Below are 14,569 nucleotides of genomic sequence, written 5' to 3' on the forward strand. Positions count from 1 at the left end.
TAGGGGAAAAAGATAAGGATATATTTTGAATTAGTTGACAATTAGTTGCTAAATGGCATAAAATAACTTTTAACAAAGTATACAAATCTGAAGACGAGAAAGAGTAAAATAGTGAGCTGTTCTCCAGAGAGCCGGTATATTGCTGAAAGCCGGTGTGCAGACGTTATTTGAAAATCATCTCCGAGGAGCCGAGGCTGAAAGTGAGTAAGCCCGGACGGATGTCTACCGTTACAAAGAACACGTATGATAGTACGTTGCTAAGTGCTATTAGTGAAAAAGCTAATAGAATTAGGGTGGTATCGCGGGTAAACCCGTCCCTACTTTATAGGGACGGGTTTTTTGTGTGCTTTAAAATATTCAAAGGAGTGATTGTATATGGAAAAAGTAGATGTAAAAGAATCAGCTGTAGGAAGAGAAATGCGAATTCGCAAACAGTGGAACGAACAAAATATTTTCGAACAATCAATTCAGAATCGAGAAGGCGCACAGTCTTTCGTATTTTATGAAGGACCACCAACGGCGAACGGACTACCGCATGTAGGTCATGCACTTGGACGAACAATTAAAGACTTAGTAGCAAGATATAAAACGATGGCTGGTTATAAAGTGTTAAGAAAAGCGGGATGGGATACACATGGTTTACCTGTAGAATTAGGCGTTGAGAAGCAACTTGGTATTTCTGGTAAACATGAGATCGAAGAATATGGCATTGAACCATTTATTCAAAAGTGTAAAGAGAGTGTTTTCACATATGAGAAGCAGTGGCGTGAATTCACTGAAAGTATTGGTTATTGGGTAGATATGGATGATCCATATGTAACTTTAAAGAATCCATATATCGAAAGTGTATGGCATATTTTGGGGACAATCCATGAAAAAGGATTGTTATATAAAGGACATAGAGTTTCACCATACTGCCCAAGCTGCCAAACCTCATTGAGCTCACATGAGGTTGCACAAGGGTATAAAACAGTAAAAGATTTAAGTGCAACTGTGAAGTTTAAAGTGAAAGATAGTGAAAATGAGTATTTCTTAGGTTGGACCACAACACCTTGGACACTTCCAGCAAACGTTGCGCTTGCTGTCCATCCAAATATGGAATACGTTAAAGCAAAACAAGAAAGTCATGTATACATTGTTGCGAAAGAACGTGTACAAGAAGTATTAAAAGAGAACTATGAAGTATTGTCTGTTCATAAAGGCGAAGAATTATTAAACACATCTTATACAGCGCCATTTCCGATGAAAGAAGTTACAAATGGTTACCGCGTTATTGCAGCAGATTTTGTAACGGGAGATAGTGGTACAGGACTTGTTCATATTGCTCCAGCATATGGAGAGGACGATTATAGAGTCGTTCAAAGTGAAGGATTGTCATTTTTGCACGTTGTAGATGAAAAAGGTGAGTATACAGAAGCAGTACCATTTTTGAAAGGGAAATTTGTAAAAGATTGTGACGTGGATATCGTTCGTTATTTAGCGAAGGAAGGTTTACTGTATCATAAAGAAAAATATGAACATAGCTATCCGCATTGCTGGCGTTGTGATTCACCACTACTTTATTATGCAGGAGAAAGTTGGTTAATCCGAACAACTGCAATTAAAGATACATTTTTACAAAATAATGATTCTGTTACTTGGTATCCGGATCATATGAAACATGGACGTTTTGGTAAGTTTTTAGAAAATATGGTGGACTGGAATATTAGCCGAAATAGATATTGGGGAACACCATTAAACGTGTGGGAATGTGAAAGTTGTAATCATCAGTTCGCACCGAAGAGCATTGCCGAATTAAGAAAGCATAGTACGAAAGAAACACCGGAAGATTTGGAATTGCATAAGCCGTATGTAGATGAAGTGCAAGTGTGCTGCGGGAAATGCGGAGGCACAATGAATCGTACACCAGAAGTGATTGATGTTTGGTTTGATAGTGGTTCTATGCCATTTGCACAATATCATTACCCATTTGAAAATAAAGAGTTATTTGAAGAGCAGTTTCCAGCGGATGTTATTGCAGAAGGAATTGATCAAACACGCGGCTGGTTTTATAGTTTATTAGCAGTATCAGCACTATATACAGGAAAAGTACCGTATAAACGAGTGTTATCACTAGGGCATGTTTTAGATGAAGAAGGGCAGAAAATGTCTAAAAGCAAAGGAAATGCACTAGATCCAGTTGATTTAGTAGATAAGTTTGGTGCAGATGCGTTAAGATGGGCTTTACTTGTTGATAGTGCCCCGTGGAATGCGAAGCGTTTTTCTGAAAGAACAGTACTGGAAGCGAAATCTAAATTTGTAGATACATTAGTCAATGTGTATAGCTTCTACGTTTTATATGCAAATTTAGATGAGTATAATCCGAAAGAAAAGTATGATGTAAAGCTTACAAAATTAGACGAATGGGTATTATCAAGGTTGCATAGTACAACGAAAAAAGTGAGAACTGGACTTGATGATTATCAATTTACGAATGCAGCTCGTGAAATTGCAACACTTGTAGATGAAGTGAGTAACTGGTATGTAAGACGCTCACGTAATCGTTTCTGGGAATCTGGTATGAACGCTGAGAAAGCAGCTGCGTATGAGACACTTCATGAAGTGCTTGTAACAATTAGTAAATTAATTGCACCATTTACACCATTTGTCGCGGAAGACATTCATCTAAATTTAGAAGGAAGCAGCGTTCATTTAGCCGATTATCCAGTTGTAAATGAATCACTACTTCAACCGAAATTAGAAGTGGAAATGGATGCTGTTTTACAAGTTGTTGAACTTGGAAGAAGTAACCGTAATCAGCATTCTTTAAAAGTAAAACAGCCGCTAGCAGAACTTGTATTACTTGAGCATAACGAGAATGATATGGATTGGGAATCTTATCGTGATATCGTTATGGATGAGTTAAATGTAAAAGCGTTCCATGTTGAACTCGATGAAACAAAATACACATCATATCAATTGAAGCTTAATTTTAAAACAGCGGGGCCGAAGTTCGGTAAAAATGTGAATGCAGTGAATGGTTGGCTAAAACAATTATCACAAGAAGAAGTGCAAAACTTTGTATCAACAGGAAGAGCAGTTTACGAAGCAATACCAGGAGAAGAAGTAGTTGTAACTGCTGAAGATGTGTTAGTTGAGAAAGTTGCAAAATCAGGATTCTCTAATACGACTAACGGACAATATACAGTTATGTTAGATACGAATGTAACGGAAGAATTGTTACAAGAAGGAGTAGCGCGTGAATTCATTCGTGCGGTTCAAGAATATCGTAAACAGTTGAATTTACCAGTTAATTTACGAGTCGATGTTATTCTTGATACAGAAGTAGAGCTACAGAGAACGTTAACGAACCATAAAGATTTATTGGAAGAAAACTTACTCGTTAAACAATTTACATTTGGTCACTTAACGAACGAAGACGATGAACTTTCTTTAGGTGAAACAAAACTTAGAATTAAATTAAGTGCAGCTAATTAAAGAAAAAAGGAAGTTGGAATGATTCCAACTTCCTTTTTGTATGATTAGAATTTATTTGACTATACATTCGATAGGACCACTAGCAATTGTCTTTTTTCATAGCGTACCGAACACAATACTGTAGAAATATATTTCTACAGTATTGTGTTCGGTTTATACATAAATATTGAGAAAATTTCACTTACCCTAAATGAAAAGGTAATAGAAGTGTTCATAGAGAATTACTCGTAGATTCAATTTTTATCCATCCGTTTTGCGGGGAATGATTGCCTAGTGGTAATGGGATAAGGTTGAGCTACTTTATTAGGGGGAGTGGTTCTATGTTTAATAAAAAAATGGTGGCAATGGCAATGACTGTGCCGTTAGTAATGGGGACAATTACTACGGTTTCGGCATTGGAAAAACAACAGCAAGTAAAGTTAGAAGCTTATTCGCCACAGAAAAAAGCAACTGAATATTTAAAAGAAAATGCTGCGCAGTATGGATTGAAAACAGATCTTTCAGACTTGCAATATATTTCTACAACAGAAACGTCAGTAGCGTCATATGTTAGGTTCCAACAAGTTGTTAATGGTGCACCTGTATTTTCAAAACAAATAACAGTTACGCTTAACGGAGAGGGAAAGGGAGTACTCGCTGTTTCTGATTATCAGCCTGTTACAGGTGTGAAGGAAGTAACGACAAAAATTAGTGAAAAAGATGCAATACAAAAATCAATGGCGTATGTTGGAGAAGCAAGTGAGCAAAATTTATGGGCTCCTACAGATAAAGAGTTCGGATATATTGTTGAAGAAGGAATTGCTCGTCCAGTATATAAAGTTGTAGTCCATTCTAATAATCCATTTGGTGCATGGGAAACATTTATTGATGCAGAAAATGGAAAGTTAATTAAAAAGGTTGATATAAACCGAAAAGCTGAAGGGTCAGGAAAAGTATTTTTACCTAACCCAGTCGTATCTAGCGGTAGTAAAGTAGGCTTAAAAGATAATAACGATGCAGATTCAACAGCTCTAACGAACCAACTGAAAACTGTTACGTTAAAAGGTTTAGATGGAACAGGATTTTTAATTGGAGAATATGTAACGATTTCTTCAAAAGCGAAAACAAAATCTACGAATTTACAATTTAACTATACACGCGCAAATGATAGCTTTGAAGATGTTATGTCGTACTATCATATCGACACATTGCAACGTTACATTCAAAGTCTAGGTTTTAAAAATATTAATAACCGTTCGATAAAAGTGAATGTTAATGGTACAACTGATGATAACTCATTCTATTCTCCATCAACAAAAGCTTTAACTTTCGGTACTGGCGGTGTTGATGATGCAGAAGATGCTGGTATTATCGCACATGAATATGGGCATTCGATTCAAGATAACCAAGTTCCTGGCTTTGGTAGTTCAGCAGAAGGTGGAGCGATGGGAGAAGGATTTGGCGACTTCTTAGGTGCTACGTATGAAGATGCAGTATCGACGACAGGGTACGGAAAAGCATGTGTTGGAGAATGGGATGCGACTGCTTATTCTAGTTCAGATCCGACGTGCTTACGCCGATTAGATACGAATAAAGTGTATCCGAAAGATATTACAAATGAGGTACATGATGATGGGGAAATTTGGGCACAAGGCCAATATGAAATGGCACAAGCATTTGGACGTGATGTAGCAACGAAAATTATTTTACAATCGCACTGGTCATTAACACCAAACTCTAAATTCAGTGATGGAGCAAAAGCAATTAAGCAAGCGGATGCTCTTTTATATGGCGGACAACATGCTGCTGATATCGATCGCATTTGGGCAGCGAGAGGCATTAGTACGAATTAATATAAAAAGTCGTGGCATTTATAAGCCACGACTTTTTAATTTGCTTACGAACTGGTACTAGTAAATAAAGCTATATCAATGATAGTGTGAATGTATCCATATCCCATTTACTTTTTAGCTTCTTTAAAAACAAAATGCTCTTTAAATTTTCTAGATTCAACTTTTTGACCATTTCGCATCGATCGGAATGGGTGTTCTTGCCATGTAATAATAACATCAACTTCATCCGCTTTTGTAGCAACAGGTAAATTAGCGTGTTCAAATCCAGTTTTTCCACTTGCCAAACGACTTTCCTTTAGGGAAAAGAGTTCATATTTCGTTTTCTTATTTGGTTCGTTGCGGAATACTTCTACGTTTACATTATATACTTCACTATTCCCGACATTCTTTACTGAAAAATGATATGTTTGAAATTCATCTTTTTTAGCTTGAAGCATATTCTTGTTTGTTTTTTTCGGTTTATCAATATTCACTTGCCATTGATCAGAGCTTTGAGAGATTGGTAAAGATTTTGGTGAATAGGCGTACGTTTCGTTTACTACAATTAAGCAAAACAAAAGGAGAAAGAAACTAATTGCTTTTTGCATATACACACCTCGCTTTAAAATTTTTATTAATATGCGTAAATGAATTAGTTTTTATGTAAAAATTGGAAAATATTAAAGGGGTAATTTCGGATGTAATACATAAGAATGTGTATTACAAAATTAACTTTTCACACTTTAGAAGAAGTTAGGAGTTAGAAAACCAGAATGTTTCAAAAAAAGCTTGCGTTTTATAAGGTAAGGAGTTAGAATACTCTGTAAATATAAAAAGTGATGATCAGGAAAAGTACATGGTGCAAAGGTCTACAGAGAGCAGCCGGTTGCTGGGAAGGTTGCGATACCGCATGATGGAAAGACACCTGTGAGTGTTGCTTTGAACGTGATTATTAGTAAAAGCAAACGGTACCTACCGTTATCAGGGCTAAGATGGTCAGTATGACAATTTGGGTGGTACCGCGGAAAAAATCCGTCCCTATTTATAGGGGCGGATTTTTGTATTCTTTGAAAGGGGGTGAGTGACCGTGGATGATGACGATGACAACAATAACGTAAATAAATATAAAATTACTGGAGGGAAAAATAATGGATTCATTAATGAAGCGTTCACTCACAAAAGAATGTACAAAGCAAAACGGAAAGGTTGTATTACTTCAAGGATGGGTAAAAAAAATTCGGCATCTTGGAAATGTTAGTTTTTTATTATTACGGGACAGAACAGGAGTAATTCAATGTGTATTAGAAAATGAATTGGCTGGATATAAAGTTGATGTAGAAAGTGTCGTCCACGTAATTGGTGAAATAGTCGAGACGTCGAAAACAGAATTGGGTGTTGAAGTACTTGCTCATGAAGTGAACGTAATAAACGGTGCAGAGCCACTTCCATTTGAAATAAATAAAAAGAAATTACAAGTTGGCTTAGATCAATTATTGAATGAGCGGGTACTCTCATTAAGACATGAGCGAACTGCAGCGATTTTTAAAGTGAAATCTACACTCGTTCAGAGCTTTAGTGAAGTTCTAATAGAGAACGATTTCACACGAATATTTACGCCAAAAATTGTTTCGCAAGGGGTAGAAGGAGGAGCAAATGTTTTTAAGCTTCCATACTTCCAAAAAGAAGCTTATTTAGCACAATCACCACAGTTCTATAAGCAAATGATGGTGGCAGGTGGGTTAGAACGAGTTTTTGAAATTGCACCTGTATATAGAGCGGAACATCATAATTCTTCCCGTCATTTGAATGAATATATATCGTTAGACGTAGAGCTTGGTTTTATTCATGATTTTTATGAAGTGATGCAACTAGAAACGGATGTTTTACGATATATGTTTCAACAAGTAGCGAAAAAATGTGAAATAGAACTACAACTATTACAAATAGAAGTACCTATTATTACTGAAATACCTAAAATTACATTGTTAGAAGCACAAGAAATTTTGAAAAGTAAGTATCGTAAAGAATCTCCTGTAGGGGATTTAGATACAGAAGGTGAAAAGTTACTAGGGAAATATGTGAAGGAAATATATAATAGTGAATTTGTTTTCATTACGCATTATCCGAAAGAAGCGAGACCGATGTATACGATGCCGAATAAAGAGAATCCATCTATTACTGATTCATTCGACTTATTATATAAAGGATTAGAAATAACGTCAGGGGCACAGCGAATTCATAATTATGAAATGTTACTCGCTTCGTTTAAAGAAAAAGGATTACACCCAGATAAATTTCAATCTTATTTAAATACATTTCGATATGGTTGTCCACCACATGGAGGTTTCGGAATTGGGTTAGAAAGGGTTGTATATAAACTTTTAGAATTAACAAATGTACGAGAGGCGAGTGCTTTTCCGAGAGATTGTACTCGTCTCATACCGTAAAAAGAATCTTCGCGATTATCGCGAAGATTCTTTTTTTATAGTTCGTTTAAAAAGGTGAAAATATAGACTCTTTCTTTTTCTAATAAGCTTAGTAAAAGTCAGTTGAAATATGAACCATTTCGACAAAAAAATCAATATACCCTTGACAGTTACAAATATAACAGATATACTTCATATTAATTTCAAAAGAAAATATATTCTAAATATTAAAATGTGTTGAATAGGAGTAGTAAGGTCATGTATTTGTACAGAGAGCTATGGGTTGGTGTGACATAGTCAAATGACATCCTGAACTCGCCTAGGAGCAGTAAGGTGGAACGGAATTACATTCTTAGTAAATCTTAACGGTTAACCTTCGATATTAGGTTTGTAATCAAACGATTACTACTAAGGTGGATTCATAATGGAATCAATAAGGGTGGTACCGCGTTAAGTAAATGGCTTAGCGTCTCTTTATATAGAGATGCTAGGCCATTTTTTTATTATATGGAAGAAGAAATGGAGGGTTTATTTGAATAGGTTTATAAAATTTATTTATTTGTATAAAAAGATTTAATTAGGAGGAAAATGAGATGAAACAGACGGAGCAATGGACTTCGAAATTAGGTTTTATAATGGCGGCAGCCGGATCAGCAATTGGACTTGGTGCGATATGGAAGTTCCCTTATATCGCTGGGAAGAGTGGGGGAGGAGCGTTCTTTTTAATATTTATATTATTTACTGTTTTAATTGGACTACCGCTACTTATAGCTGAATTTATGATTGGACGCAGTACGCAGAAACAAGCATTTGGAGCATTTAAAAGCATCGCACCAAATACAGGATGGCATTGGATTGGACGCCTTGGCGTTGGAACGTGTTTTATACTACTTTCGTTTTATAGTGTTGTAGGTGGATGGGTATTAATTTATTTATTCAGAGGAATAACTGGACAACTGATTACTCCAGGACAAAATTACGGTACATTATTTACTGAAACAATTGGGAATCCTGCTTGGGCTATTATGGGACATTTCGCTTTTATGTTCATTACGATATGGGTTGTATCAAAGGGTGTACAAAACGGAATTGAAAAAGCAAGTAAATATATGTTGCCAGCATTGTTCGTTTTATTTGTCGCTCTTATTATTCGTTCGTTAACACTTGATGATGCAATGAAAGGTGTGAAGTTTTTCTTACAACCAGATTTCTCAAAGATTACTTCGGAAAGTATTTTGTTCGCAATGGGGCAATCATTCTTTGCAATTAGTATCGGGATTTCAATTATGGTTACGTATAGTTCCTATTTAAATAAAAAAGAAAGTTTACCAAAATCAGCAATAACAATTGTTGGATTAAATTTATTTGTTTCATTATTTGCAGGTCTTGCTATTTTTCCAGCCGTATTTTCATTAGGAATGGAGCCAACAGAAGGACCTGGATTACTATTTATCGTATTACCATCTGTATTTAGTCAAATCCCATTCGGTGGATTTTTCTTAACAGTATTTCTTGCACTATTTACATTTGCGACATTAACATCAGCATTTTCTCTACTAGAAACTGTTGTTTCAGCATTAGCAAATGGTGAACAAGAAAGAAGAACGAAATTATCATGGATGATCGGCTTCTGCATTTTCTTAGTAGGTATACCATCTGCGTTATCATTTGGAGTATGGAGTGATATTACGATTTTTGGAAAGAATATTTTTGATGCAGTAGACTTTTTATCTAGTAATATATTAATGCCACTTGGAGCACTATTTATTAGTATTTTCGTTTCATTCAAAATGGAGAAGAAGGTACTAGAAGCAGAGTTTTTTGTAGGTGGAAATTATGGAAAGAAAGTATTTACTTGTTGGGTATTTTTACTTCGATTTGTAGCACCACTTGCAATAATTATCGTCTTCTTAAATGTAATAGGGATTATTTAATATTAAATGTTATAATATTCAGTAAAAAAGGGGGGCGATGATCATAAAGGAAAATTTGATAGAAGCAGGGAAATATATGAATATTAGAGGGAAAAAGCTATACGTTGAAACACATGGAAATCCTAAAAATAAGCCAGTCTTATACTTGCATGGTGGACCAGGAGAAAGTTGTTATGATTTTTCATTTCATCAAGCGGAACGTTTAAAAGATTCTCTATATGTAATTATGATAGATCAAAGAGGTGTTTGTCGCTCAGAAGAAATTACTGAAGACGAAGCTTTTGGATTAAATGATTTGATTGAAGACTGTGAGGAATTAAAAAAAGTATTACAAATTGAGAAGTGGTCTATAATTGGACACTCTTTCGGTGGATATGTAGCATTGCTTTATGCGTCGATATATCCAAGTTCAATAGAGAAAATAATATTTGAAGGACCAACTTTTGATTTTGCATTAACAAGTAGGGCTTTGTTAAAAAAGACAGGGCATTTATTAAAAAAGTATGGAAAAGAAGAAGTAGCAGAAGAGTCTCTTGCTTATTCATCTAGCAATGCTAGTTCAAAAGAGTTGTTAGAAGCTTATATAAGACTAAGCAATGAATTAGAAGAAAAAAGAATGGAGATTTACAATAATAAGGAAGATAGGACAGATGAGAGTTTATACAGTGATGAAGAGTGGGAAAAATTTTCAAATCGCTCTCAAATTCATTTTGATAGATTAAAATTAGAGGGCTCATGTCATACGTCATTATTATATAAAATAAAAGAAGTACAAAATCCAATGTTATTAATTGTAGGAAAACATGATGTAGTAACGTGTGAAGAACAAATTAAAACATTTAATAAAGATGCCCGAAACGGCAAGTATATCGTATTTGAAGAGAGCGGTCATTCACCTCATTATGAGGAAGCGGATAGATTTGCAGAAACAGTCATACATTTTTTGAAATGAAGAAAAGGGTGCTTCTATAAATGAGAGGCACCCTTTCTAAATTTCTGGATATGTGATTGTGATGTTAGGCCACTTACTTTGCCAATTCTTTTTTATAACTCTGTTTTTGTACATATGTAATCGTTCTTTCGATTTAAGAAAATGAGCTGTTGGTTTCACTTGTAAGGAAAGGACATCTTCAATACCACATGGGGCTGTTAAGATAACGTTGTTTAGTTCATCAAGTGTAACTCCTAAAGCCGTTGCTGTTTCAGGGAATTTAGAAATAGCATTAACAGAAGAAGAATATGGTGGCATATTATTCACTACATGCATACGAGCTTGATTTTTTACAGACCAAGGGATAGTAGCATCAATATTCATTAATTTCGTTTCTAATGATTGTTCGTATATCTCATCTTGATGTAGACTATCATAATAAATCACATCAACATCAGGCATAGCCGTTTTCGCTTCATAGTCATGTAAAGTATCCCAAATTTTAGAACGAACAAATCCGGCACAAATCCACCAATCAGGTAGCTCTAGTGATTTTGCCATTTGTAATACATTCATCATCCATTCGTCGTTTTCTATTAAGCGAATTATATCTTTCTCTGTTTTGATCTTCATTGATAAATTCACCTTTCTAGTAAATTAATGCATCAGTTCAATAATCCATAAAATCCAGTAAGCACCTGGTACAAATAGCAGTTGTGCTAATAATGTGCCGAGAAGTCTAGAAATCATTAGCCAACCATACATTTTACTCATAGATTCAGCACCGCTTTCTGATTGTAGAGCACGTTCTGTTAAAAGAGCAATGCGTGGATCGAGTAATACAGTTAATAAAATAGTGGCGAAACCATTTACAAGGCCAGAAGCTGTACTTGCATTTGTTGCATAATCTGGATTTAAAAAAGAAGCGTAAAGGGCTGAAAGTACCCCTGCTGTATAAATAGCAGTAGCAAACATGTTAATAAGCATAATACGCTTTGGAATACCACCGATACGCAGTCTATGAATCATTTCTAACTTTGGAAAACGGACATATTTTTTTGTGTACTTTAATTTTTGAATGTTATTCGTTTTCATCATTCGAATGAAAGAACCGTCTGTTTCAAAGTTTTGAATGACATATCCAAATAATTTTGTCAAAGTTGGATAAAGAATGATCGCGATTAATGTACCGATAGAAGCCGATAATAGTACGAGTCGTATAATATGCTCTAAATTAATAGAAGAATCTAGTTTTGCTTCATCGACAATACCACCGATTAAAAAGGCTTGTAGTAAGTTTGATGTTCTTGAAATAAGTAACACCATTCCTACAACAGACAAGGCAACCGCAATCTTCTTTAAACGTACTCCAGCTAATCGAATACTATAAGAGCTTGTTTCAACTGCGTGGATCACAATTGTGAAAGCCATTATAAAAATTAACGTAATTGACATTTGTTTCACCAGTTTCTATTAAAATAATTGTAACTTTTTTACTGTATCATATCTATCGTATTTTGTAACTGAAAGTATGTGACATATGGAAATTGATTTTTCGAAAAAATAGATAATAATAGTATAATAAGGAGAAGTGGAAGAGATGTTAGCACTTATTTATACAGCAAATTAAGTGGAGGAATGAAGCATGTATAAAACATTTCTATTTGATTTAGATGGAACTTTAACGGATCCGAAAGAAGGGATTGTAAACTCGGTTTTATATGCATTAAAAAAAGTAGGAATTGAAGAAGTACATATAAGTGAGTTAGATTCATTTATAGGTCCTCCTATTCAGCAATCATTCATAGAGAGATATAATATGAGTGAAGGAGAGGTTGAACGTGCTGTTTTTTACTTCCGTGAGTATTTAAAGCAGCGTGGATTGTTTGAAAATAATGTATACGAGGGGATTCTGAAGCTCTTGCAACAATTAAAAAGTTCAGGGAATCGCATATTCGTAGCAACTTCAAAGCCCACTGTATTTGCGAAACAAGTTATAGAGCATTTTCAATTAACGAATTATTTCGAAGACATCATTGGAAGTAATTTAGATGGTACGAGAATAAAAAAAGAAGAAATAATTGCTCATATTTTACAAACACATGAAGAATTAAATAAAGAAGAAATGATAATGATTGGTGATAGAAAGCACGATATAATAGGTGCAAATCAGAATGGAATTGCTTCAATTGGTGTTTTATATGGCTATGGCTGTGAAAAAGAACTGACTGAAGTTAGTGCGACCTACATAGTGAAAGATGTTGAAGAACTGTATCATTTTTGTGTAGAGAAAAATTTAATACAGCAGTAAATATAGATTCTAGCAATCCCTTTATAACGTATGACGATGAATTCGTTTCTGTTTAAAGGGATTTTTCATATGTAATCGAATAATTATAATTAGACATTTTTAGCATAAAAATTTGTATGAATAAGAGGAGGGATGTCAGAATTAAAAGGTTAGTAGAAATTTATCAATAAAATTTAGAATATTCTGTTTAATGGAGGGGTAAAATTGGAGTTAGTTATTATATTATTAGCACTAAGTTTACTTATGTTCGTAGCATACAGAGGTTTTTCTGTTATTTTATTCGCGCCGATATTTGCATTATTTGCAGTATTTTTGACAGAACCTAGTTATGTATTACCTTTCTTTTCTAATATCTTTATGGAGAAAATGGTTGGATTTATAAAATTATATTTTCCTGTGTTTTTATTAGGAGCAATATTTGGAAAAGTAGTGGAAATGTCAGGAATTGCAGATTCTATCGCAAAAACAATTATTGAGTTAGTTGGTGAAAAACGTACTATATTAGCGATTGTATTAATGGGGGCTATTTTAACGTATAGTGGTGTTAGTGTGTATGTAGTAGTGTTTGCTGTTTATCCGTTCGCAGCTAAGTTGTTTCGACAAGCTAATATTCCAAAGCGTTTAATCCCTGGAACGATTGTTCTTGGAGCAGTAACGTTTACAATGGATGCGCTACCTGGATCACCACAAATTCAAAATGTAATACCTACAACATTTTTTAAAACGGATATTTATGCTGCACCGATACTTGGGATTGTAGGAGCAATTTTTGTTCTTACATTAGGTTTACTATATTTAGAGAGTAGACGTAAGAAGGCAAAAGCAGCAGGTGAAGGATATTTTGGTTTTAATGATGGAAATACTGAAATGGCAGCATCTTTGCAAGTAGAACAAAAAAATATGCCATTAATTAATAACATTGAAATCACAAGAGCGCAACAACTTATTGCATTTATACCACTTATTTTAGTAGGTGTAATGAATAAAGTGTTTACTATTATGATACCGAAGTGGTATCCAAGCGGTTTTGATTTTTCTGCAATTGGTATGAAAGCATTTGGAAAAGTAGAATTAAGTGCAGTAGTAGGAATTTGGTCTGTAGAATTGGCACTTATTATAGGGATCTTAACAACGTTATTATTGTATTGGAAGCGAGTAGTAACAGGTTTCCAAGCTGGATTGAATACAAGTATTGGTGGAGCGCTACTTGCAACGATGAATACAGGAGCTGAGTTTGGATTCGGTGGTGTCATTGCAGCACTTCCAGGCTTCGCAATTATGAGAGATGGCATCTCTGCTACTTTCACAAATCCGTTAGTGAATGGTGCAGTAACGACGAATATTTTAGCTGGAATTACAGGCTCGGCATCAGGAGGAATGGGAATAGTATTAAGCGCAATGGGAGATAAATTTATTGCAGCGGCCAATCAATTTGATATTCCATTAGAAGTTATGCACCGTATCGTATCAATGGCATCAGGCGGAATGGATACACTACCACATAACGGGGCTATTATTACTATTCTTACAGTAACAGGATTAACACATAAACAGTCATATAAAGATATATTTGCTATTACAATTTTGAAAACGGTTGCTGTATTTTTAGTTATCGCATTCTATACTTTAACAGGACTCTATTAAAAAATTTGAATCGTAAAGATTCATCAAATCGATAA

The 14,569-nt window shown here is 34.8% G+C and carries 10 protein-coding genes and 3 other annotated features; of the genes, 7 read left to right on the forward strand and 3 right to left on the reverse strand.

From position 1 onward, the window contains the following. The first annotated feature begins 81 nt into the window (after nt 1-81). Nucleotides 82-322, forward strand: a binding site (T-box leader). 53 nt (nt 323-375) lie between these two features. Then, nucleotides 376-3,477: an isoleucine--tRNA ligase gene (ileS, locus tag MKY21_RS10930; protein WP_000416537.1), complete on the forward strand. Its 3,102-nt coding sequence runs from the start codon at nt 376-378 to the stop codon at nt 3,475-3,477. Nucleotides 3,478-3,797: 320 nt separating this feature from the next. Beyond that, a complete protein-coding gene (locus tag MKY21_RS10935) occupies nt 3,798-5,309 on the forward strand; it encodes a M36 family metallopeptidase (protein WP_016117723.1) in 1,512 nt (503 codons plus the stop codon). A gap of 107 nt (nt 5,310-5,416) precedes the next feature. Here MKY21_RS10935 and MKY21_RS10940 read toward each other — a convergent pair whose 3' ends face one another. Continuing rightward, nucleotides 5,417-5,896 carry a hypothetical protein gene (locus tag MKY21_RS10940; protein WP_341076236.1) on the reverse strand — a complete coding sequence of 160 codons (480 nt, stop codon included), beginning with the start codon at nt 5,894-5,896 and terminating at the stop codon, nt 5,417-5,419. Between the two features lie 222 nt (nt 5,897-6,118). Then, nucleotides 6,119-6,331: a binding site (T-box leader), on the forward strand. 105 nt (nt 6,332-6,436) lie between these two features. Between MKY21_RS10940 and aspS the strand changes: the two genes are divergently transcribed. From aspS to MKY21_RS10955, 3 genes are all read left to right on the forward strand, one after another. Then, complete coding sequence (gene aspS / locus MKY21_RS10945) at nt 6,437-7,735, forward strand: aspartate--tRNA(Asn) ligase (protein WP_341076237.1); 1,299 nt, start codon at nt 6,437-6,439, stop codon at nt 7,733-7,735. 207 nt (nt 7,736-7,942) lie between these two features. Then, nucleotides 7,943-8,191, forward strand: a binding site (T-box leader). 116 nt (nt 8,192-8,307) lie between these two features. Next, the gene (locus MKY21_RS10950) at nt 8,308-9,648 is read left to right on the forward strand and encodes a sodium-dependent transporter (protein WP_341076240.1); all 1,341 of its coding nucleotides are present in this window, start codon (nt 8,308-8,310) and stop codon (nt 9,646-9,648) included. Nucleotides 9,649-9,724: 76 nt separating this feature from the next. Further along, nucleotides 9,725-10,600, forward strand: coding sequence for an alpha/beta fold hydrolase (locus tag MKY21_RS10955; protein ID WP_016117725.1), 876 nt, complete (start codon nt 9,725-9,727; stop codon nt 10,598-10,600). A 36-nt stretch (nt 10,601-10,636) separates the two neighbouring features. On the opposite strand, the gene MKY21_RS10960 is transcribed toward MKY21_RS10955, so the two are convergent. Both MKY21_RS10960 and MKY21_RS10965 read right to left on the reverse strand, forming a co-directional pair. Then, entirely contained in the window at nt 10,637-11,212 is a 576-nt protein-coding gene (locus tag MKY21_RS10960; protein WP_016117726.1) for a nucleotidyltransferase family protein, read from the reverse strand. A gap of 24 nt (nt 11,213-11,236) precedes the next feature. Next, nucleotides 11,237-12,034 carry a lipid II flippase Amj family protein gene (locus tag MKY21_RS10965; RefSeq protein ID WP_000028915.1) on the reverse strand — a complete coding sequence of 266 codons (798 nt, stop codon included), beginning with the start codon at nt 12,032-12,034 and terminating at the stop codon, nt 11,237-11,239. Nucleotides 12,035-12,224: 190 nt separating this feature from the next. Here MKY21_RS10965 and MKY21_RS10970 point away from each other — a divergent pair, with 190 nt between their 5' ends. Together MKY21_RS10970 and MKY21_RS10975 are read left to right on the forward strand one after the other, a co-directional pair. Beyond that, nucleotides 12,225-12,890 (forward strand): HAD family hydrolase, encoded by a 666-nt coding sequence (locus MKY21_RS10970; protein WP_000278478.1) that lies wholly within the window; start codon nt 12,225-12,227, stop codon nt 12,888-12,890. 204 nt (nt 12,891-13,094) lie between these two features. Beyond that, nucleotides 13,095-14,534 carry a GntP family permease gene (locus MKY21_RS10975; RefSeq protein WP_000424327.1) on the forward strand — a complete coding sequence of 480 codons (1,440 nt, stop codon included), beginning with the start codon at nt 13,095-13,097 and terminating at the stop codon, nt 14,532-14,534. Nucleotides 14,535-14,569 lie beyond the last annotated feature (35 nt).

The organism is Bacillus sp. FSL R9-9497 (assembly GCF_038005805.1).
Lineage (GTDB): Bacteria > Bacillota > Bacilli > Bacillales > Bacillaceae_G > Bacillus_A > Bacillus_A cereus.